This window comes from Desulfobacula sp., from assembly GCF_030611305.1.
Lineage (GTDB): Bacteria > Desulfobacterota > Desulfobacteria > Desulfobacterales > Desulfobacteraceae > Desulfobacula.
In genome coordinates this window covers 52648-74640 of record NZ_JAUWQB010000002.1, presented here as the reverse complement: position 1 = coordinate 74640, position 21993 = coordinate 52648, and the positions used below count along the sequence as shown (strand labels likewise).

The 21993-nt window shown below is 41.6% G+C and carries 26 protein-coding genes; 11 read left to right on the top strand and 15 right to left on the bottom strand.

The annotated features are described in order from the left end of the window. Window positions 1-3: 3 nt before the first annotated feature. From QAI40_RS00825 to QAI40_RS00800, 6 genes are read left to right on the top strand one after another with little or no spacing between them, the layout of a single operon-like run. Window positions 4-546, top strand: coding sequence for a DUF4416 family protein (locus QAI40_RS00825; RefSeq protein WP_299981338.1), 543 nt, complete (start codon window positions 4-6; stop codon window positions 544-546). Further along, window positions 543-1424 (top strand): YicC/YloC family endoribonuclease, encoded by an 882-nt coding sequence (locus tag QAI40_RS00820; RefSeq protein ID WP_299981336.1) that lies wholly within the window; start codon window positions 543-545, stop codon window positions 1422-1424. Before QAI40_RS00825 ends, QAI40_RS00820 begins: the two co-directional genes overlap by 4 nt. Window positions 1425-1453: 29 nt before the next feature. Beyond that, on the top strand, window positions 1454-1714 hold the full coding sequence (locus QAI40_RS00815; protein ID WP_299981334.1) for a DUF370 domain-containing protein: 261 nt from the start codon (window positions 1454-1456) through the stop codon (window positions 1712-1714). Window positions 1715-1718: 4 nt separating this feature from the next. Further along, window positions 1719-2282, top strand: coding sequence for a guanylate kinase (gene gmk, locus QAI40_RS00810; protein WP_299981332.1), 564 nt, complete (start codon window positions 1719-1721; stop codon window positions 2280-2282). Window positions 2283-2284: 2 nt separating this feature from the next. Next, entirely contained in the window at window positions 2285-3028 is a 744-nt protein-coding gene (gene rlmB, locus QAI40_RS00805; RefSeq protein ID WP_299981330.1) for a 23S rRNA (guanosine(2251)-2'-O)-methyltransferase RlmB, read from the top strand. Then, complete coding sequence (locus tag QAI40_RS00800) at window positions 3025-3795, top strand: ComF family protein (RefSeq protein WP_299981329.1); 771 nt, start codon at window positions 3025-3027, stop codon at window positions 3793-3795. Before rlmB ends, QAI40_RS00800 begins: the two co-directional genes overlap by 4 nt. Before the next feature lie 103 nt (window positions 3796-3898). Here the strand turns inward: QAI40_RS00800 and QAI40_RS00795 are convergent, their stop codons facing one another. The 7 genes from QAI40_RS00795 to QAI40_RS00765 form a co-directional block, all read right to left on the bottom strand. After that, window positions 3899-4273, bottom strand: a complete 375-nt coding sequence (locus QAI40_RS00795) for a transcriptional regulator (RefSeq protein ID WP_299981327.1) — start codon at window positions 4271-4273, stop codon at window positions 3899-3901. Beyond that, window positions 4270-4833, bottom strand: a complete 564-nt coding sequence (locus QAI40_RS00790; protein WP_299981326.1) for a toxin-antitoxin system TumE family protein — start codon at window positions 4831-4833, stop codon at window positions 4270-4272. Before QAI40_RS00790 ends, QAI40_RS00795 begins: the two co-directional genes overlap by 4 nt. A gap of 150 nt (window positions 4834-4983) precedes the next feature. After that, window positions 4984-5286: a helix-turn-helix domain-containing protein gene (locus tag QAI40_RS00785; protein ID WP_291347313.1), complete on the bottom strand. Its 303-nt coding sequence runs from the start codon at window positions 5284-5286 to the stop codon at window positions 4984-4986. A gap of 214 nt (window positions 5287-5500) precedes the next feature. After that, a complete protein-coding gene (locus QAI40_RS00780) occupies window positions 5501-5815 on the bottom strand; it encodes a hypothetical protein (protein ID WP_299981323.1) in 315 nt (104 codons plus the stop codon). A 44-nt stretch (window positions 5816-5859) separates the two neighbouring features. Then, entirely contained in the window at window positions 5860-6345 is a 486-nt protein-coding gene (locus QAI40_RS00775) for a hypothetical protein (RefSeq protein WP_299981321.1), read from the bottom strand. Between the two features lie 186 nt (window positions 6346-6531). After that, entirely contained in the window at window positions 6532-6825 is a 294-nt protein-coding gene (locus QAI40_RS00770) for a hypothetical protein (RefSeq protein WP_299981319.1), read from the bottom strand. Window positions 6826-7075: 250 nt separating this feature from the next. After that, complete coding sequence (locus QAI40_RS00765) at window positions 7076-7924, bottom strand: DNA ligase (RefSeq protein WP_442875327.1); 849 nt, start codon at window positions 7922-7924, stop codon at window positions 7076-7078. Window positions 7925-8122: 198 nt separating this feature from the next. Here QAI40_RS00765 and QAI40_RS00760 point away from each other — a divergent pair, with 198 nt between their 5' ends. After that, window positions 8123-9001 (top strand): alpha/beta fold hydrolase, encoded by an 879-nt coding sequence (locus QAI40_RS00760; RefSeq protein WP_299981316.1) that lies wholly within the window; start codon window positions 8123-8125, stop codon window positions 8999-9001. 3 nt (window positions 9002-9004) lie between these two features. Here QAI40_RS00760 and QAI40_RS00755 read toward each other — a convergent pair whose 3' ends face one another. The 6 genes from QAI40_RS00755 to QAI40_RS00730 all read right to left on the bottom strand — a co-directional run bounded on the left by QAI40_RS00755 (window position 9005) and on the right by QAI40_RS00730 (window position 15496). Further along, window positions 9005-10249: a hypothetical protein gene (locus tag QAI40_RS00755; RefSeq protein ID WP_299981314.1), complete on the bottom strand. Its 1245-nt coding sequence runs from the start codon at window positions 10247-10249 to the stop codon at window positions 9005-9007. 79 nt (window positions 10250-10328) lie between these two features. Beyond that, window positions 10329-11012, bottom strand: coding sequence for an ABC transporter ATP-binding protein (locus tag QAI40_RS00750; RefSeq protein WP_299981312.1), 684 nt, complete (start codon window positions 11010-11012; stop codon window positions 10329-10331). 61 nt (window positions 11013-11073) lie between these two features. Then, window positions 11074-12309: an ABC transporter permease gene (locus tag QAI40_RS00745; RefSeq protein ID WP_299981311.1), complete on the bottom strand. Its 1236-nt coding sequence runs from the start codon at window positions 12307-12309 to the stop codon at window positions 11074-11076. A gap of 12 nt (window positions 12310-12321) precedes the next feature. Next, window positions 12322-13560: an ABC transporter permease gene (locus tag QAI40_RS00740; RefSeq protein ID WP_299981310.1), complete on the bottom strand. Its 1239-nt coding sequence runs from the start codon at window positions 13558-13560 to the stop codon at window positions 12322-12324. A gap of 11 nt (window positions 13561-13571) precedes the next feature. Next, on the bottom strand, window positions 13572-14153 hold the full coding sequence (locus tag QAI40_RS00735) for an outer membrane lipoprotein-sorting protein (protein ID WP_299981308.1): 582 nt from the start codon (window positions 14151-14153) through the stop codon (window positions 13572-13574). Window positions 14154-15280: 1127 nt separating this feature from the next. Continuing rightward, window positions 15281-15496 (bottom strand): hypothetical protein, encoded by a 216-nt coding sequence (locus QAI40_RS00730; RefSeq protein WP_304511422.1) that lies wholly within the window; start codon window positions 15494-15496, stop codon window positions 15281-15283. A 62-nt stretch (window positions 15497-15558) separates the two neighbouring features. Here QAI40_RS00730 and ltrA point away from each other — a divergent pair, with 62 nt between their 5' ends. After that, window positions 15559-16899: a group II intron reverse transcriptase/maturase gene (ltrA, locus tag QAI40_RS00725; RefSeq protein ID WP_304511421.1), complete on the top strand. Its 1341-nt coding sequence runs from the start codon at window positions 15559-15561 to the stop codon at window positions 16897-16899. Between the two features lie 198 nt (window positions 16900-17097). On the opposite strand, the gene QAI40_RS00720 is transcribed toward ltrA, so the two are convergent. Then, window positions 17098-17289: a hypothetical protein gene (locus QAI40_RS00720; protein WP_299978327.1), complete on the bottom strand. Its 192-nt coding sequence runs from the start codon at window positions 17287-17289 to the stop codon at window positions 17098-17100. Between the two features lie 330 nt (window positions 17290-17619). Here QAI40_RS00720 and QAI40_RS00715 point away from each other — a divergent pair, with 330 nt between their 5' ends. From QAI40_RS00715 to QAI40_RS00705, 3 genes are read left to right on the top strand one after another with little or no spacing between them, the layout of a single operon-like run. Then, a complete protein-coding gene (locus QAI40_RS00715) occupies window positions 17620-19488 on the top strand; it encodes a bifunctional acetyl-CoA hydrolase/transferase family protein/GNAT family N-acetyltransferase (protein ID WP_299978330.1) in 1869 nt (622 codons plus the stop codon). A 15-nt stretch (window positions 19489-19503) separates the two neighbouring features. After that, a complete protein-coding gene (locus tag QAI40_RS00710) occupies window positions 19504-20136 on the top strand; it encodes a LysE family translocator (protein ID WP_299978332.1) in 633 nt (210 codons plus the stop codon). 49 nt (window positions 20137-20185) lie between these two features. Next, the gene (locus QAI40_RS00705) at window positions 20186-21400 is read left to right on the top strand and encodes a glycosyltransferase (RefSeq protein WP_299978335.1); all 1215 of its coding nucleotides are present in this window, start codon (window positions 20186-20188) and stop codon (window positions 21398-21400) included. Window positions 21401-21475: 75 nt separating this feature from the next. On the opposite strand, the gene QAI40_RS00700 is transcribed toward QAI40_RS00705, so the two are convergent. Then, on the bottom strand, window positions 21476-21904 hold the full coding sequence (locus QAI40_RS00700; RefSeq protein WP_299978338.1) for a universal stress protein: 429 nt from the start codon (window positions 21902-21904) through the stop codon (window positions 21476-21478). Window positions 21905-21993 lie beyond the last annotated feature (89 nt).

The following is a 21993-nucleotide window of genomic DNA, read 5'->3' as shown; positions in this document are numbered from 1 at the left end:
CCGATGAGTATTCCGAAAAATCCAGATCCTGCAAAATTGGTTGTCAGCTGTTTCATGAATAGCAAGGCATGTCTTGAAAAGTTTTTTTCCCTGCTGGAAGAAGTTTGCGGTCCTGTGGATATTATCAGCCGCTGGCTTGATTTTGATTACACCAATTATTATTACAGGGAAATGGGGTCTCCTTTGTTTCGAAAGGTGTTTGCATTTAAAAACCTGATTGCCCAGGATGAGCTTGCCCGGATTAAAGAGAAGACCAATGAAATTGAAAACCGGTTTGCAATTTCAGGGAAGCGGGCAGTCAATATTGATCCGGGATATCTTGTCTCCTCGCGGTTTGTTCTGGCTACGGGAAAGGAATATTCCCACAGAATTTATATTGGCCACAGAATTTATGCAGACCTGACATTAATGTATTCAAAAAAAGAGGGCTTTAAAACTTTGGAGTGGACATATCCGGATTACGCATCACAAAGTATGCTCTCCTTTTTATCAAAGGTTAGAGATAAATATCTTTTGGATTTAAAGGCAAGTAAAGGAAAAAAATGATTAAAAGTATGACCGCTTTTTCGCGAGTCTCAAAAACTTGCGGCACCATCACGGCCGATGTCACCATCCGTTCTTATAATTCACGGCATCTTGATATGGCGCTTTATTGTCCGGAATCCTGCCAGGTATTTGAAGAGGATATGAAAAAGATTATTGCTAAAGCCCATGGCCGGGGAAGAATTGAGATCAGACTGTCTATCCAGGATGATGCAAAGGATCTGGATCAGTTTGAAGTGGATGAGGTAAAGGCAACAGCCTATTACCATGCATTAAAAAAGATAAAAGAGGATTTAAACCTGTCGGTCGACATCACCATGGAAAATATTTTATCTGCCAGGAATGTGATTATTCCTTCCAAAAAGGAGCAGGATTTGGAAAATCTGTGGGAGGCAATAGAGTCGGCTATCGAGACTGCCAGTACCCATCTGGATCTCATGCGCAGAGAGGAAGGGAAAAATCTTTTTTCGGATTTGACAGCAAGGATTGATTATATTGAAGGCAATTTAAACCAGATTGAAAAAGATGCCGCTAAAATCCCCTTGATTTATAAGCAAAGGCTCATGGAAAGAATATCCTATTTGATTTCTGATACAGAAGGGCTGGATCCGGTCAGGATTTCCCAGGAGGCGGCCATTTTAGCCGACAAGAGTGATGTGTCAGAAGAAATTGTTCGACTTTACAGTCATATTAAGCAGTTCAGAGATATTCTTGATTCAGATGATTCCCAGGGCAGAAAACTTAATTTTTTAATCCAGGAATTTAACAGGGAATTTAACACCATCGGATCAAAGGCCGGAAATGCGTCTTTGTCCCATATGGTGGTTGACCTGAAATCAGAGCTTGAAAAGATCAGAGAACAGGTACAAAATATTGAGTAATATTATTTATAATTAAGAAGGATTAATTAATGGAACAGCTCCTTTTAAATTTAGGCTTTGGAAACACGGTGGTGGCACAAAAAGTTGTGGCAATTTTATCTCCCAACTCATCTCCCATGAAACGGGTCAAGGATGAAGCCAGGGAGGAAAAACGCCTGATTGACGTGACCCACGGCAGAAAGACAAGGGCTGTTATCATCACGGAAAGCAATCATGTTATTCTTTCCGCCATCCAGGCTGAGACACTCTCCAGCCGATTTGAATCTCTGCTGAACAAGGAAGAAGAGTAATACCATGTCTGGTATTGGAAAGCTGTTTGTCCTCTCCGCCCCTTCAGGTGCCGGCAAAACAACATTGGTAAGAAAGGTATTAAGCCGGTTTAAAAACCTTTCTTATTCTATATCCCATACCACCAGAAGCCCAAGGAAAAATGAACAGGAGGGCGTTGATTATTTTTTTATCACCCCTGTGGAGTTTGAACAAAAAATAATCCTGGATCACTGGCTTGAATGGGCAAAGGTTCATGATAATTACTATGGTACATCCAAAGAATTTGTAAGAAGCTGCCTTGAAAAAGGCCAGAGCCTTCTTCTGGATATTGATGTCCAGGGTGCGGGGCAAATCATGACATCAGATATGGATCTGGTTTCCATATTTATCATGCCGCCGTCCTTTGAAATTTTATCTCAACGGCTTGAGAGTCGTGGGACTGATTCAAGGCAAGTGATTGCCCGGCGTCTTGAGAATGCAAAATCAGAAATCGCTCGAAAAGACCTGTATCAATACGTGGTGGTCAATGATGACCTTGATGAGGCCATAGAAGCCCTTTGCTCTATTTTTAAAAAAGAGATGGCGTAACCATGAAAGAGAAAAATGATATTCTTTTTGGATTCCATTCCGTGTATGAAGCATTGAAAGCCCGGAAAAGGAAATTTTATAAGATACTGATTTCAAAAAAAAGATCCCCCGGCAGGATAGAAAAAATAGAGGCCCTTGCCCGGGAAAGAAAAATTCAAATTGAATATAGTGATCCTGAACTTCTGGACAGAATGACCAATGATTCAAAGCACCAGGGGTTGGTCGCCAGGACTTCTTTTTATCCTGTCCAGAAAGCAGCCGAAGTCATGACCATGATCAGTGAAAGCGAGAGCCCTTGTTTTATCCTGATTATAGAAAATATCGAAGACCCCCACAACCTTGGGGCATTGATCAGAACTGCACTCTGCGCCGGGGTCGATTATATTCTCATCCCAAAAGACCGGTCTGCCGGGCCTTCTTCAACAATATCCAGAAGTTCTGCCGGTGCCATGGAGCATGCCGATATTTACACCATCACCAATACGGCTTCCATATTAAGATCCTTGAAAAAAAGCGGAGTATGGATATCCGGTCTGGATGCAGACGGAGAAATATCATTGTTTGATGCGGATCTGACCGGAAATATCACACTGGTTATTGGCGGAGAACACAAAGGGATCAGACCAGTTGTAAAAAAAGAGTGTGATTTCTTATTATCTATACCCAACAAAGGAAATATTAATTCCCTGAATGCTTCTGTGGCAGGCGGTATTGCCATGTATGAAGCTTTTCGACAGCGGACATGAAACTTAAAAACTACATCCGGGTTTTTGAACAACTTTTATATCCGTTAAAGTGTTTAAAATGCGGTGTCTATATTGATCCTGATACGGTTAAACCCCATACAATGGAGGCCTGTTTTTGTGACCATTGCATGGAGCCGGGATTTTACCCCATTGACACACCTTTTTGCATAAAGTGCGGGGTTCAGTTTTATAATAATTTTAGTGAAAATCATGTGTGTGAAGTCTGCCTGAAAACACCTTTAACACTTGACCGGGTCAGAGCGGCAGCAGAGTATAAAGGCATAATAAAAGATGCGATCCCCCTTTTTAAATACCACTCAAAATTGTCGGTTACAAAGGTATTTGAGCATTTGTTGTTTCAGACATTTTTACGCCACTATGCAATATCCAGGATTGACCTGATCATGCCGGTACCGCTGCATAAAAAGAAATTGAGAGAAAGGGGATTTAACCAGGCATTTCTTCTGATCCGAAACTTTGTGAAGCGCTATCAACAGGTTTTTGAACAATCGCCTTTATGGGAAATTGATACGATTGCACTTGCCAGAATTAAAAAAACACAACCCCAGACAGGCTTTGATATTGAACAGCGGAAATCCAATTTGAAGAATGCATTTAAAGTTGTCAATCAAAAGACAATTGAAAATAAACACATCCTCTTGATAGATGATGTGTTTACCACCGGCGCAACCTGTAATGAAGCGGCCAGGGTATTATTGAAACACGGGGCAAAAAAAGTTGATGCCCTGGTGCTGGCCAGAACCTGAAACACAGAGCCATGGGAAAAGCATCAATGCAAATGAGGTCGGAGAAGAATTTTTGACTGATGAAATCGAAAACTGGCTTGACGATGCAACGAACTGACAAAACCTATATTTCTGCTTTAAATTCTATTTTCTCGCTGCCAAATGTTGGCTCAATCACTTTATGTACGCCATGTCCAGGATTGGCCTCTTTAAAAATATTTACCAATTGATATTTTAATAATATTTTTAGATCATTATTCAGGCTTACAGGCGTGCGATTCATATCGGACATCAATTCAGAGAAAACAACCCTTCTTTTTTTGCGTAAATATTGAACAAGCCTTGTTCTTTCCGGCTTGAGAATTGACATTAAGTCAACAGGATCGACCCAAATTATATTTTTTCTTGTCACTTTACGTTTCTCATCAATCTCTTTTGCCGTTTCCTTAGCCGAAGAGAAAAAATCTGAAAGTGCGCCTGCTTTTAGTTCGACACTCATTTTATGAACTCCTTTACTTCATTTTCAAAACGTTCCACTAAATCCTGATAGGTTGTGAAATCGAGGACTTCTGATATTTCACCGAAATAGTGTTTGTGATGAAAATTATGAGTATTGTCATATCCAAGAACCCGACCATTATCTCCTGAAAATATGAAGTGGTTAATATATGCCATGCTGTATTTGACAATTTCTCCTTTATCATTCTCCCAGGCTTCAATTTTGAGGAGACCGCCACCTCTTTTGGGATTAACGGGGAATTGCTCAGAAATAACTTTTTTAAATTTTATCTTATTTTTTTCCCTCTTAACCATGTAACTGATATTATCAGGTAGAAAAAATATTGTAAAGCTGTATTTTTCTTTATAAATATCAAAGACATCTTTTTCTATCCTGCTGTGGAAGCATGATATCACGCATTCTTCTTTATTTTTTTTGCTTTTAGCCCAATCAAGGCTTTTGAGGATAATCTCGGCCGGACATTTCCGGGAGCAGAAAAATGCTGTCTTATATAATTTGATAATGTCTTTATTCCCAAAATATTCCATTTTCAACAACATATTGAACCGCCATTATCTGCCGTTCATTGATAAAAAGAAACTGGCAATGTTTATGTAGATCGGCTGAACCGCCCTGTGCAGACCCGCTTGTGGGATGGTGTGGGGGCTGGGGGATTAAAACCCCCGGCTACCCGATTAGCAGAATTTGTTTTAAGCAGTTAATTTTACAGTCCGTCTTCCTTTTGTAGCTACCAATTGATAACCTAATGGTTTTAACAATGATGCCATCGTTTTTATGGTAATATTAGTCGGCTTCATTGATCTCATATTTTGGATTACAGAGGTAGATATGCCGGACTCTTTGGAAAGTGCCCTTACGCTCATATGCTCTTCATCCATAGCTTCAAGCAGCAATTCAGAAAAAAGAAATTGTACATATTCTTTTTCAAATTTTTTCTTTTGTTCTGAATCACTCATAACTCGATCAAAGGTTGACTTCATTTTATTCTTCATAATAATCTCCATTTGTAACTACAATCTTTTTCCCTACATAGAAGAATGATAGAAACCGATCTGGCTGCGGTTTAAAGGCAAATATTTTCTCACCTCATTTCGAAATTTTGTAATATCAGATATTTTACCGAAATCACCAATTCTTTTGAAGAGCATCAATGTTTTTCGTTTTTGAGGTCATAACGTCAGCTGGAAACAAATGTTATGTGAAAATTTACAGACCACTTTCGATTGCCTGTTTAATTATTGGCGCAACTGTATCTGCGCAAATGCCACGTTCTTTGCAGTATTTTGACTGGAGCCAAACCGAAAGTTGTTTTTGGCTTTTGCTTGCATTGCAGCCGCAGCAACAAAGAGCAATATTTTCTCTGGTGATAATTTTAGCATCGTTAATTATATGCTCCCAACTTGCAGCTGACTTTTTAGAGATATTCGCTGGCGTAAATTCAACACCACAATAGACACAACTTTTATCTCTTTCCCTTACTTCTTTTTCCAGCCAGTCAGGAATATTCCAATTATTTGCCATTAATTTCTTTTCTTTCTTTTTTTAAACATTTGTTGTGTGGCTTTCTAATCTTTTTTATTACCGAAAAAACCAAAATCAAAGTAATGTCTTTGATCTTTTACGAGACATGTTCCGATATTTCCTGCTTCACAGTGACGCATTGGTATTGCTCTTTTACCATTTAATTCGTTCAACGAACCTAAATATATTGAATATGTCGAATGATCAAACTGAATAGCCATCCAATGAGCTTTTGCACGGTATTCCTTTTCTGCTATCTCCGCTTTTTTATATGCTTCACCACCAAGATTATAATAAGCATTTAATTTGTGGTTTTTCTGATATTTGTTTCTGGCTTTAACGCTGAAAATAAACCTTTTTCCTTCTTTTTCTGCGTAAAGATCAGCGAAAGGGAAATTCATCTTTTTGTCGTTTAAGTTGACAATTTTTTCATAGTAATTATCGACCAGTGCTTTAATGGCAAAAAGCTCTCCAAGTTCTCCAAGTGATTTCTTTCTTGATGCCTCTTTTTTGTTTTTTTCATTGCTCATAGCAGTTTCTTAAACACATAACGCAAAGCTGAGGGGCGTGGGGGTGGGGGCTTTATGCCGATAACCTCAGCATGATTAAAATTTATGCTAAAATCAATATTTTCGAGAGCCGCTCAGTAGCCCCCGATCCTCTCAAGCGTTGTGTTATAGTCGATTTCATTATAATTTCAATGTGTTTTATTGAAATCACTTTGCAGGTTTTGCAGGATCATTATCACTTTTAGTGTATATTTCCCATAAGTTTTTTGGCAATAAACGTTCTGCTTCTTTGATAAAACCTTTTCGGTATTCAGGAGTTGTAAAACGAAAAGTAACTTTATTTCCATCTCTTTTCCAGTCAGATTCTTTTGTGTTCCCCCATGTAATTCTGTTGTTACCAGTTTTCTGACTAAATTGACTCAAGGATCTCAAACAATGCACAACAGCCAAATCACTTGATAGCACAGTAATGCTAAATTTATATTTGTAATGTTCACCCATTATTATCCTCCAAGACTATCAGTGTCAACAAGTGGAAACTTTCCATGATATTGATGGTAATAGATACTATGATTTTCCACTTATTTCGATAAAAAGTTAAAAATATGGAAAATTCTGCCTACCTATAAAATTTTACTTGTTTTTCCCTTTATCGTGCAATTATCATATTAGATATATAAAGGAAACCAAAATTTCCTCCCAGTCCAAAGCTCAAGTTGATGGGCCGGATCCGAGAGGATCTGTATGATATTCAATCCTGCCTCACTCGTAAAAAAGATGCAAATCTGGGTATCCCGTTTTTGGTAAAACCATAGTACTTGAACGTAACAATTGTTCCTATGGGCGGAGGATTTTTCCTGTGTTGGTCTGTAAAGCCTGTGCCCAGCTTAAAAATTATCTCATTTTCAAGCTTTAAGGTAAGAGACCCCATCATGGTTTCATATTTCCCTTTTCCCTTGTTTAAACCAATGACCACACCTTCCATATCCCGAAACTTTTTTACTTTCAGGACATGGGCACTTCGGCCTGTATGGTAAGGCGTTTCAGGGTCCTTTACGATCACGCCTTCCCCGCCTTTTGATTGTACTTCATCTAAAAAAAGATCAAGATCTGATTTATCTTTGACCCTTATCTGGGGAATAACTCTTATATGAGTATTCTTGTGGGTTTCAAACCATGTGCTTGCCTTGTTGAGTCGTTTAAGAAAACCTCCTTTTTCATTTGGGACCTCAAAAATATTATAGGTGATTTTCTCCCAGCCATTTCCCGGATTTTTATCAAGGACCGTTGACTGGATAAATTCAAAATCCCCCCTTTTGCTCCAGAGTTCACCATCAAGTTCAAAAGGAGGAAAATTTTTAATAAACCACGACGGCGGATTTAGAGGCAATCCCTTTCGGGTCAGCAATTTTTTTCCATTCCAGTAACCACGGATACCATCAAGTTTTTCACTCATTACCCACCCTGTTATTTCTTCTTCACTGGTGTAAACTTTGGGTTTTTGTAAAGATAAATCCCCGGCAAACAGGGCTTGTCCGAAACTCAATAACAAGAATAATACAGATATTGTTATATACTTAAATCTTTGACAGGAAACCATTCCATCTCCTTGGTTACGACACTGGATCTTCTTTCTAAAATATGAACGTGGTTGTTGTCAATAAAAAGAAGTGTCAACAGGACTTGGTGCATATTCCAGGCTTTGGGCTTTTTTTTATACTTTTCTTGACAAAAAGCAAGTTCCTGTCCTATAGGCTAAGATTCCTGCTTGATAAAGTGCCGGATAAAGAGAGCGATAATGACAAAAGAAAATTTTATAAATACTCCCCAGGGATTTTTTCATTACCATGTCCTGGGGGAATCAGAAAATCAAATTCATTTTTGCCACGGCAACTCCTTGAGTGCCGGAACCTACCTGCCTTTTCTGGAAAAACTTTGTTCCCATGACCTGAAAATCTATGCAACAGATATCAGGGGGCACGGATTTTCAACAAAGGAAAATACGGCACAAATCAAAAGCTGGGATATCTTTGTCAAAGATCTTGAACAGGTTGTATCATCCATAACAAAGCCTCCGGTTATCGGCATCGGTCATTCCATCGGCGGATATTTTACCTATGCGGCTGCGGCTTTATACCCTCACCTTTTTTCAAAGGTGATCCTGCTGGATCCGATTATTTTTCCTCTTAAAATTGTCTGGTTTGCCGCTCTGATTAGAAAAATAGGACTTGCAGGATATCTACCGCTGTCCAGGATGGCCCGGATGAAAAAAATTGAGTTTCAATCCAGAGAAGAGGCATTGGCCCATTATTTGGGCAAGGGTATGTTCAAGTCCTGGAAACCGGAATATGTTCAAGCCTATGTGGATACCGCTATTGAAAAAGATACTGCCGCCACTTATGAACTGTGCTGCAATCCTGAATTTGAAGCCCAGATCTATGAATTTGTCCCTTTCAATACCTGGCAGCATGCAAACCATATCAATGTTCCTGTCCTTGTTGTCCGGGGAGAAAGATCAGACCTGTTCTATCGGCAGGCCAGCATCCGGCTGACAAAAAAAATAAAGAACTGCACCTTTATTGAACTGGAAAAACTGGGTCATTTTTTAATGATGGAAGATCCGGATAAAACAATAGACACTATCCTGCCTTTTATTCACTATTCAAATTTCTCCTGACCCCTAAAAATAATATGTAAGTCGTACATAGGCATTTGGAGCAGCATTGGTATAATAATTTGTGCCTGGAATCAAGAAACCGCCATATTCGCTTCCTTTTTTCCCATAAAAAAGAGTTGCACCAAAATGCAGAGTTGAATTCTGTGTCACACTAAAGATCGCCCGGGGCTGGATAATGCCGGAAGGATCCCTGACATTGTTGATGATACTTAAATAAATATTAAACAAAGGATGGAGTTCCATCTGGATCTGACCGGATAAATAATTCTTTCCAAGGACAAACAATTCCCCTCTGTCAATCCTTTCCATAACTTCAGGATCGACCATGGCATTTGTATAATTATTTTTTCCAAGTCCATTATGATAATATTCAATAAGGCCGTAATAATTTTTTTTCCGCCATACCCAGGAATAATCAATATTTACTACAAACTCAAAATATCCTTTCTTGTCCCTGCCATCTTCCAGAGTTGACCAGACAAGATCGGCTCGCCATGCTGCATCTTTAAAATAACCCGAACCCCCCAAGCCTAAAACAGCTTCATTATAATGCAGGGCTCCCATTACATCCATTTCAATATCGCCTGCAAAAAAATGAAATTTTCCTGCAACAGAAGAACTTTTAAAATCAACTTCTCCTGTTGTTGCATCCCTTCTCGGGACATAAAGCAGATTGCATTCTCCCGAGAGTTCTGTATTAAACCGGACAGACACAAGATCATCACCCATCTTGTAATCCCGGACTGTATCAGAAGGTGCAAAAGGATTGAAAAGATCCATGGGATTGAAAATAAGACCATTCCCCCATGTAACAGCCTGCCTTCCAACTATGATGTCACCCCAGGATGGTTTTATTGAAAAGAACAGACGGTCAAGCCGGTTCCATAAAACGTAATCCTCTGTCTCTTTAACCGTTTTTGTTAAGTCTAAAAGACGTCTCTTATCAATATCCGAAGGGCCGGATGTCAATCCGGCGGCAAGCAGCGGGAAATATTTTTGAAGATCTTGCTGTTTTCCATATGTATCCCCTGATTTGAGGAAGGCCTCATAATGAGCTTCAAAATAAATTTTTTCAGATAAAATAAGCTTGTCAGTCAACCTGACATTGGCAAGGCCATCCAGGCCTGTATCCGTTCCTACGGGTTCAAAATAAGACCCGCCATCATATCCTGTTACGCCCCCTTCAAGCTTTAAATGCCCGCCGAACCGGTTATCAATATTTTCATACCAGGCCTTATTTTCATACAAGACCGGGTCCTGCCCGGCCCAGAGGTTCTGGGTAAACAATAAGGATAAAAAAAAGGATATGACCCAACATATGTTACCATTATTTGGTTTCATCATTTACAATGAGCCCGTCTCTGATAGTGACAAGTCGTCCGGCATAATCCATGACCATGTTGTCATGGGTTGAAAAAATAAAGGTGACCTTTTTTTCTTTGTTCATTTGTTTCATCATTAAAAGAAGGCCTTCTCCTGTTTTTGAATCAAGATTTGCAGTGGGTTCATCTGCAAGAACAATGGCAGGCCCTGAAACAATGGCTCTTGCAACGGCAACCCTTTGCTGCTGACCTCCTGAAAGTTCGGCAGGACGTCTGTCATATTTACCCTCAAGACCCACATCATCGAGTATTGCCTTTGCCCTGTGGTGGCGTTCAGTTTGAGGCACGCCCTGCAAAAGCATGACATACTCAACATTTTCAATAGCCGACAAAACCGGGATAAGATTAAAGGCTTGAAAAACAAACCCTATTTTATGCAGTCTTAAAGAGGCAAGACTTGCCTGGTTCATGTCTGCAAATTTATTGTTGTCAACTATTACAATTCCTGAATCCGGCAGATCAAGGCCGCCAATGATATTCAGCATTGTGGTTTTGCCTGACCCTGACGGGCCTGCAAGAGCAATAAATTCAGCTTTTTGTACTTTAAGATCAACACCGCAAAGGGCCTCAACTTTTACTTTTCCCTGGCGATATGTTTTCTTGATATTTTTTGTTTCAACAATTGCCATATCATGTCTCCATGTAAATTGATCTTATCTGTTTTTTATTTTAAGGACATCTAATTTTTCACTAATTCTTTCTCATGGCCTGGGTCGGGGTAAACCTGGCAGCCTTAAAAGCCGGATACAAGCTGACTAAAAGACCTAAAACAAGCACCACAAGTCCTGCCACAGCAACATCCTGTGCCCAGATTTCCGGGTACAGTTTTCTCGGGATTCCCCACATTTCCGCACCTGCTGCCAGGGCTGATAAATCAATCCCGTTTCTTGCAATGGCTGCAACACTTAAAAATCCCAGTATATTCCCCGCCAATATCCCTAAAACCAAAAGGAAAAAAGTCTCTGTCACAACCCCTTTAATGATCTGGAAGGGTCTCATTCCAAGGGCCTTCATCAAACCAAACTCCCTCATTCTTTCAAAGATGGCCATAAGGGTCGTATTGACAATACCAAAACCCATTGCAACAAAAACCACAAAGTACCAGATATAAAGGAAAAATCCTGACATCTTAAGATATGCCTTTATCATGGGTAAAAGCTGCTGCCATGTTTCAATAACAAAGGTATCATCATTGATAGCGGCAATTAATTTCTTTGCAGCCCGGGTTTCTTTTTTGCCGGTAATATCAAGCCTGGGCAGCATAATGGAAACTTCTGATATCGAATTTCCCATTTTAAGCATTTTGGAAGCCTGTGATATTGGGACAAAAACAAATTGCTTTTCAACAGCTTGAGATTCCGCACTGAAAATCCCTACAATCCTGAAAGCTTTTGAAGCAATCTCGTTTTGGGTGTCCTGGGACATGAGAATCAGCTTATTCCCGATTTTTGTATTAAATTTCTTAAGAAATGCCTTTCCCACAATAATCTTATTTTTGTCTTCCGCTAAAAGAAACCGCCCAGATACCATGGCTTTGCCAATGAACGAAATTTTTGCTTCCTTTTCAGGCTCTATCCCCACAAGGGTAACGCCGCCTGTGTGCCTGGCATTGGAAGCAATTGCATTTACCCTTATCCTTTTTGCCCAGAGGGCATCCTGTCCAAGGATTGTAGAAAGGGCCTGGTCAAGTTTATCAATACCATCCATGGAATTTTCAACAACAGGGTCATTACGATAATCCCTGTGATGGATCTGGATACTTCCGGTAAGGGTGGATATGGAGTTCCTTACCATTTCGGTTTCCATTCCCCGCATGAGTGCGCCCAGAAAAATCATACTCCAGACACCTATGATCACTGCCAGCAGAATCACAATGGTTCTTCTCGGGTTTCTCCAGATATTTCTCCACGCTAATATTATATACATAATTTCTTATCTTTATACAGTGTTCATGGCCTCAACAGGTTTGAGTTTCCTGATCTTCAAAGCAGGAAAAACAGAAGACACAAAAGTAATAACAAACACCACCAAAGGCCCTGCTGCGGCAGAAATCAGGGACAGCCTCGGGTATAGTCTTTCGGGAATCCCGTATTGTTTAAGTATTTCTTCGGTGCCGGCAATAAAGATCCCATGTTTTTGAAAATAAAGCGTTACAAGGCTTCCGATGATGATTCCCAGAACAATCCCCACAATGGTCATGCAAATAGATTCAAACATGACAAGCTTTGTAATCCTTGAAGGACTTGTTCCAATGGCCATCATGACGCCGAATTCCCGGGTTCTCTCCAGAATAGCCATTAAAAATGTATTAAAAATACTGAAGGCTACAACAATGATAAGGATGATATACATGATGATGCCGCTGACAAGATCCATTTGTATCCCCTGCAGCAGCCCCGGCATAATTTCCATCCAATCCGGTACTGCAAGAGATTCATCCCCTTTGACTTTTAAAAAATGATTCTGGATTTCCTGTTTAACCATGGAGACATCCCCAAGGGAATCTGCTGTTATAACGGCTTCATGAACACTTTTTCCCATGGAAAAGATTTCCTGGAATCCTTTAAGCCCCATCATGATAACATTCCGGTCAAATTCATCAATGCCGGAGTTAAAAATGCCTTTTATGGTAAGAACTGCAGCTGCAATTGAACCGTCCCGCCCCTGTCCCAGTATGGTAAGCTCATCATTGATATCCACTTTCAAATTATTTGAAAGGTTTTCTCCTATAAGGGCTGCATACTCGTCATCCTCTTTTAGATAACTGCCTTTACGAACAAGGGATTTTATGCTTGAAACATGGGCTTCCCTCATGGGGTCTATTCCGGTTACAATAACCCCGTAAGTTCTTTTATCAGACGATGCAAGTGAGAACCCATTGGTCCTGAAGGTGTAAGTATCAATGCCTTTTACCGTGTCAAGAAATTTTGCTATCTTGTCAGGGTCTTTAATGACAAGACGCATTTTTTTGTCGTTAAGATATCCTTTTGCCTGGATCTGCAGATGACCCGTACTGATTTTAACAGAAGTATTAATCATGGTTTCATAACAACCCAGCTGGAAAGAGAGCATAAACACAAGGATCATGCTTGCAAAGGCAATTGCTGCAATGGTAAGAAGTGTCCGGCGAGGGTTTCGCCATATATTGCGCCACGCCATTTTTAATTCTATTGACATGCAATAATCCCTTATAGCCCTGGATTTTTAAGATTGGTCCGGGTGAAAATACTTTTGCTCAAGCTTTTTTCAAAGCTAATCTTCTCATATACAAATAAAGTATACTCATCAATTGCATCAGATTTCTGCATTTTCCATTTTAAGGGGAAAAGCTTGTCACCTGCCATCTGGATATCCCATGCCGTCATTATCTTAACAGGCGCAAGGTCTTCATCAAAAAACACTTCACTTAAAAGGATATTGTCCTCACATATTGTAAGTTTGATCATGCCCCAGATAACCGGGGCCTCGGGTTTGGGCATTGATTTTATAGAATAGACTTTTTTGCCCTGAACGATTTTTGTGTCTTCCAGGGTGTGCACATAATCTTTGATAAGGCTGTCGCTTTTTGCAAGGTCGTTGTTGGAAAAATCAGATCCCTGCCAGCCTTGGGACATCATGGAAGGGGGAAGCTTGATGACCCTGTTTACCTTGGGATTGTACATCCACATTCCTTTGTCGATTTTAAGGGTGCCGTTCCCTCTATCCTTTGCAGGTCTGGTGATAACAAACAGGGAATCGGATTCACCCCGGGTCCAGGCTTTGATTGTCATGCTGCGCTCCCAGTCAGGACGGTGGATGGTCATGATTATGGTTGAAACAGAGGCTTAACCCCGCCAGTAATCAAAGGCTTTTTTTACTATTGTTTCGGCCGTCATCCGGGCCTGTGAGTCCAGTGCAAAGAAAAGTATTCCAAGGATCAATATGGCTTTTTTCATTTTGCCCCTTTAATCTTAATCAAGTGCCTGAATCAAGTTTTTATGATTATTGAGAATAAGCACATGATATATCTTGTGTCAATGGATTATCCCCTATTTTTTTGTATCCACCACAACAGACTTTAAAAAAAATATGGTCATGATAGCAAGTACAGTCGTGCTTTTGCTCAACTTGTGGAACCTGCAATACCTTTCGATAAATTGCCATTTATCCAAAATGCCAATCCTGGCATTTTGAGTAAATGGTCGGATATAGCCAAAACTCAATATTTGCCCTTAGTCATTAAACAGATTTCGGAAACATTCTGAAAAAGCAAAGTGTCGGAAATGCCAATATTTGCAATATCGACACTTTGCTCTCCTAAGACCGAGACAAGGTACTTCGAGCATTGGAAAAGGGCAGACGGCTGTTTTAAGTCATATCTTCAAAAATTTAATTAAGATTTGAACCGATATCATTGATACTCTGAAGATCTTATGGCAATGTCCGTTAGGATAATAATACTTGAGTCGGACAAATCGAGTGATTAATCTTTCTATCCTAAAAAGTTGAATGACCAATGCCTGCTGATAGCTCGGTTTTTATATTAAAGAGTTGAATCTGGAAGAATGGGTTTGATTAAGATTGTCAGAAAATATAGTTGAACGCTCAATTCACCGGCGCGCTTTTGCGCGTCCAGTGTAATTTGTTTGGGTACGCCCGGCACGGGCGTGAACTTATGGGGTGAAAGTCCCCTATACGTGAGTCCTGTTAACATGTGTTTTGTTAACACAAGTATTAGCCGAAAACAAGGGCGGAACCGCGAGGGACCGTCCGAAGGAAGTTGGAGTGCAAAACTATGAGCCGACGAACAGAAACAGCATATAAGGCCTGGTCTCCGGGTAAGTCAGCACAACATGACAAAGCCCAGGATTCAGGAGACAGGGTAAATGCTGCGGTTGTGTAGTGAAAGTTCACGTTCTTATCCGGGGAGATCTGCCTTGCATGCATTGAGCATCTTTTGCAATAAATCCCGGCTTGGACCATACCGGGTCGCCAAGGTCCAGGCATCACCGGCTGTTGCCGACGGTGGTGAAACACGAACAATGGGCAGCACATGCAAAAGAAGTTTCATTGCGCCTGTCAGGGTAACCTGAAGGGTGATAGGGCAGAAGTCAGCAGACGTCATAGTAGCCAAATGCCGGGGGTAATGCCCCGGACAGGGTGAAGGACCGAACATCAAACGAAAAGGAGGTATCCATGAGCTTTGTATATACAGTGAATCCGAATGGAGGAGTAGTGTACAGGCGCGCTGTGGAAGTACCATTTTCAAAGAGTCATCTACTGGAGCGTATTCTTTCGGCAGAAAATATACGTCGTGCCTGGAAACAGGTGCGGGCCAATAAGGGTGCCCCTGGAATCGACGGTGTAACCGTTGAACAATTTCCAGACACCTTTCGCGAGTTATGGCCCCAAATACGTTCAAACCTTTTTGAAGGGACATATGCCCCTTCTCCTGTTCTAAGGGTTGAGATACCGAAACCGGACGGAAGTAAACGTCCACTTGGTATTCCAACAGTGCTGGATAGAATGATCCAGCAAGCCATTGCCCAGGTCATGGGATTAATATTTGATCCTTTATTTTCAGAATCAAGTTGCGGTTTCAGGCCTGGCAGATCAGCCCATGATGGTGTCCGGCAGGTAAAACAATTCATAGGGCAGGGCTACACTGTAGCCGTTGATACTGATTTATCGAAATTTTTCGATAAAGTTAATCACGATGTCTTGATGAGTAGAGTCTCCCGTCAGATAAAGGATAAGCGGGTTCTTAAGCTTATCGGTAAATATCTCAGGGCTGGTGTTATGGTCAAAGGCTGCCTTCAGGCAACGCCTACTGGCGTTCCCCAGGGTGGCCCACTTTCTCCATTGTTAGCTAATATTCTTCTCGATGATCTTGATAAGGAACTGGAAAGACGCGGCCACCATTTTGTTAGGTATGCAGACGATTTCATCATTATGGTGAAAAGTCTTAGTGCCGGCACACGAGTGATGGCGAGTATCCGAAGGTTCCTCGAACGGGAGCTGCGGCTCCAAGTCAACGAGAAGAAAAGCAAGGTGGCTCCGGTGGAGGAGTGCGGTTTCCTTGGTTTTGTCTTTGTAAAAGGTAAAATCAGGTGGAGCGATAAATCCTTCCTGGAATTTAAGCGACGGTTACGTCGCTTTACCGGGAGGAGTTGGTTTGTTTCCATGGGGTACCGTTACAAGAAGTTAGCGGAATACGTACGCGGCTGGATGAACTATTATGGGATATCGGAGTATTATCGTCCCATCCCGGGTTTAGATGAATGGCTCCGCCGCCGGATACGGATGTGTTACTGGAAACAGTGGCGCTATGCCCGGACCAAAGTACGCAACCTCCTCAAACTGGGAACTTCTAAAAGACAAGCCATCATGACAGCGATTAGTCGCAGGGGACCGTGGCATCTTGCCAGAACCATGGCAACACAAGTCGGTATGACTAATAAATGGCTATCGGAACAAGGGTTAATATCTGTCAAAGATCAGTGGGTGAAAATTCATTACCCGGCCTCGGCCCGGTAATCTTGGTGAAACGCCCTGTGCGGACCCGCATGCAGGGTGTTGTGGGGGCTGGGGGATTAAAACCCCCGGCTACCCGATTCGATGTCCCATATCGGCCTATGCCAAGGGGATATATCAGAAAGAACAATGCTGCCCTATAGTCAAGTTAATCTAGCGCTGTTTGATTTGTCAAACGCTGCTATCTAAAGTGCAATATCCTCATTTCAAGCCATCAATTGCTCGGAATATTTGATCTCTTTGCCCTGCGGCTACATTAGCTCTGTATTCTGCGGGGCTCCATTTATTTTCAAACTTGACGCCCTTCTTTTCGTCGTACTTGTGGTGACAAGTAGAAGTGCAAAATTCGAAACCATCTTCAAGTTCATCGCCACATCCTTTACATTTACCCATGGTCTTTCCTCCTAGTAGTGTTATTGCCCGTGCTAGATTCTTCTTGAATCGAACAGTGTTAATAAGTGGAAACTTTCCATGATATTGATTGTAATAGATACTATAATTTTCCACTTATTTTGATAATAAGTTAAAAATATGGAAAATTCTGCGCCCCTATAAAATTTTGCTTATTTTTTCCATTTATAATGCTATTATCATATCAGACATAGAAAACAAACCAAAATTTAGTCCCAATCCAAAGCTCAAGTTGATGGATCAGGGCCGGGAACGAAGACATCACGTCATGGAGTCCGCTTGAAGGTCTGAATTTGTGAAGGCAGAGGATATATGATGCTTAAAAAAACACCATCATGGAAGAAAAAGATCGTCTCTCCGGGCGATGTCTTAAAAAAAATTGAACCGGGAATGAACATCTTTATCGGCACGGGTGCTGCTGAACCCCGAACCCTTGTGAACTGCCTCATGCATGCAAAGGGATACCGCCTGCAGGACCTGACCCTGATCCAGCTTGTCAGTTTCGGGGATGCCATCTCATACAAAGCATTACAATCCAAACGGTACCGCCTTAAAACCTTTTTTTCCGGATGGGTATCGGCTGAAGCCATCTCAGCCGGCCAGGTCGATCTGGTCCCCTCAAGATTTTCAGCCATCCCCCTGCTTATGAAGGAAGGACAGATTCCCATTGATGTTGCCTTTATTCAGATAACACCTCCCAACAAGGCTGGTTACTGCAGCCTGGGTGTAGGAGTTGATGTGGCCCGCAGGGCAATGGCCCAGGCTGATCTTGTGGTGGGTGAAATCAATCAGGAAATCCCTTTTACTTTTGGAGACACCTTTGTTCCCTTTGATTCCTTTGACATGGTTATTGAATCCACTGATCCGCCGTTTTATTTCCCCAGGTTTCCGGTGGAGCCTGTATTTGACAAGCTGGCTGCCAATGTTGCATCGGTCATTGAGGATGGTAGCTGCCTTGCCTTTACCTTTGGTCCCATTTTCGAGGCTCTGCCCAGACATCTTGCCAATAAAAAAGATCTGGGTATTCATACCCCTTTTTTTACTGATGCATTAATGGAACTTGTAAAAAGCGGTGCCGTTTCCAATCGGAAAAAAGGCCTTTTCAGGGGAAAGTCTTTAACTGCCTATGCCCTTGGCAGTAAAGAGTTAATGCAATTTCTTGACAAAAATCCCATTGTTGAATTTCAAAGCATTGACAAAGTCTTCCATCCCCTGGAAATCGGAAAAAATCATCGGTTTGTCTTTATTATCCCGGTAAGACGAGTTGATCTTTCAGGCCGGGTGGTCCTTCATAGCACCAAAGGGCATGTCACAGCAGGCCCCGGACAGATGGCCGACTTTTTTAACGGGGCAGAAATCTCCCAGGGCGGTTATACCATTGTTGCCCTTCCCAGCCGAAACCGTCAGGGAGCTCCCAATATCCGCCTCTCAGTGGAGGACTCTCCTGATTTATTAAGTCTTCCCGAATCCATTGATCTTGTGGCAACAGAACAGGGGATCGCCCATCTACGGGGGAAAACCTTAAGAGAACGGGCCCAGGCCCTTATTGAAATTGCACATCCCGAGGACCGGCCTGCACTTGTTGAAGGGGCCAAAAAAACCAATATCCTGTACAAAGACCAAATATTTCTGGCAGACAGCGCTCATTTTTATCCTGCTGATATTGAAACCCGGCATAGGTTCAGGGATAACATTGACGTGCGTTTCAGGGCGATCAAACCCTCTGATGAAGACCAGATGAGACGGTTATTTTACAGATTTTCCGATAAGGCCATCTACTACCGGTATTTCAGCCCCATAAAAACCATGCCCCATGAAAAAACACAGGAATACGTGAACGTTGACTATCGGGATGCGCTCTCCATTGTTGCCCTTGTAGGCGAACCGGGACAACAGACCATTATCGCCGAAGCCAGGTTTGTCAAACATCAGAACAAACCCTTTGTGGATACTGCATTTGTCGTTGATGAAGCATATCAGGGATACGGGATTGCCACCTATCTGTATCAGATGCTGGCAAGATTGGCAAAAGACAGGGGTGCACAGGGCATGACCGCTGATGTTCTGGCATCGAACCGGGCCATGCTCAAAGTATTTGAAAAAGGCGATTTCCCGGTTCAGGCCAAGGTAGAACAAGGCATTTATGAATTAACCATTGATTTAACTGGCCCAAAAAACTAGAATAGGACAATAAAAATGACATTTCAATCCTGGCTGATTTACCTGACTCTGGTCTTTGTGGCAACCTTCACACCCGGCCCCGCTGTATTTTTCATCATGACAAAATCAACATTATATGGATGGAGAAAGGCAAGCTTTGCTGCTCTTGGAAATATTACCGGCCTTTTTTGCCTTGGGATTATTGCAGTCACCGGTCTTGGGGCAATTTTAAAAACCTCTGCGATTATATTTGATATGGTGAAATTCGCAGGTGCTGCCTACCTGATCTATTTAGGGCTGGTACAATTTTTCACCAAAAACTCTGATAATGCCCTGGCAGACACCCCCTTAACCGCAAAGTCTGTTGCATCCGGGAAAATCTTTTTTCAGGCACTGGGCGTTGCTGTCAGCAATCCAAAAGCCATTATATTTTTGACCGCTTTATTCCCACAGTTTCTTGATGTAAGTAAAGCTCTGGCCCCGCAATTTTTCATTTTGGTATCTGTGCTGATGACCTCTTCATTCTGCTTTTTAATGTTCTATGCCATTGTCGCACACAAAATAAAAGACTGGCTAATAGAACCCTCAAGGATAAATCTGTTTAGAAAGGCCACCGGATCTGTTTTTATTAGTTTTGGAGTATTGCTCGCCGCAGCATCAAGGGACTGAAGCTCTTCCTGGGTAATAATCCGGATACCAAATCCTAAAGGTGATTTCAATGAGAATAGTACTTGCAACCTGTGGGTCCAGAGGAGATGTTCAGCCCATGATCGCTCTTTCCCTGGCTTTACAATCCGCAGGACATGATGTTCTTCTTGTGGGCCCCCCGGAAAAAGCTCTGTGGGCAAGGCAACTGGGATGTTCATACATGAAATTCGGCAGGAATGTTACCGCTTTCTTAAACAATATGAAGGATGCCATCAGCCTTCGCACGAACATGGCTGCCATATTTTTTGTACGGCAGGAACTATATTCTCAATTTAAAATTTTGCCCCCAATTATTAAAAACGCGGATCTGGTAATTGGATCATCTTTAATGTTTGCTTTGTCTTCAATTGCCCAGGCCATGAACATAAAGTATCGATATATTGCCTTTACTCCACAGCTTTTCCCTTCAGGCGACCATCCGTTTTTAACCATAAAAACTCAAACGTTCCCTCGATGGTGCAATGAGATATCCTGGAAAACTGCCAGCCTGCTGGACAAGTTCAATATCACTTTTTTGATAAACCGGCACAGAAAAAAAATGGGGTTGGCACCCATTGATAATGCATGGGACCATATTTTGGGAGACCATACCATTGTTGCCTGCGACAAAGAGGTTGCCAGGGTACCATTGGATGTTAAAAAGACCTTTGTTCAAACCGGATATCTGCATCTGGATTTACCCAGTGAGCCCCAACCGGATCTTGACCGGTTCCTTGAAAATGGTTCCAAACCAATCTATGCAGGATTTGGAAGTATGCCCCCTGAAGACCAGGCCAAAAATATCCCTTTGCTTGTAAAAGCAGCAAGGCGCGTTGGCAAACGAATTATTATTGCTAAGTTCTGGGAAGAATCGTCAGAACATAAATTTTCCCGGGATGTCTTTTTTATTAAAAACTATCCCCATTTAAAACTTTTCCCAAAAACAGCCGCAGTCATCCATCACGGAGGCGCCGGAACAACAGCCGCCGCAGCCATATCAGGCGTTCCTCAAGTGATTGTCCCACATATCCTGGATCAATACTTTCACGGACAAAAAATTTACAGGTCCAAGATGGGACCGAAATCTATCTGGCGTGCAAAATTAACCGCAGATAAATTAGTCGCGGCGCTGGAAAATTGCCTCTGCAACCCAAAAATTAAACAAACTGCTAAAAAAAAAGGAGAATCAATTAATCGGAACAAATCTTTACAATTGACCGTTAAAACAATTGAGCAGTCTTTTTGATCTGATCTGTTTTGTAAACAATCCCTGCAAAGATCCTCGGTGCCTTAGCAGCATCTGAACTATAGTGAAAGATCATCAGCCTTTTGCTATAAAAACAGGACAGTCTGATTTATGAAGCACCTGGTGCGCAACACTGCCAAGAAACAATCCGGTAAAATTCGTAACACCTCTTGACCCCATAACAATCAGGTCAATTTTCTCAATTTTTGACACATCAGTTATTATGTTTCCAGGAGTCCCTTCAAGAATACGCACATCAAACTTCACTTCTCCCTGCTCAAGCATTGTTATAAACGGCTCAACAAGCTCTTCAGATGCTTTGTTGATTTCATTAATTGCCTGCTGGAAATAGGGTTCTGCCAAGACAATCGGGAACCTGGCATGGCAATGCAGCAGAATAATTTCGGCATCTAAAAGTTTTGCAAGTTTAATGGCATACTCGGTTGAACGGATTGAATGATCTGACCCGTCGACAGGGTTCAGTATTGTTTTTATCTCCATCATATCCTCCTTTCCAGCCTGTTTGTCAGGCCAGCATAGATATAGGATAAGTATACTATTGTCCTAACACGATGTCACTTGATTTATTAAAA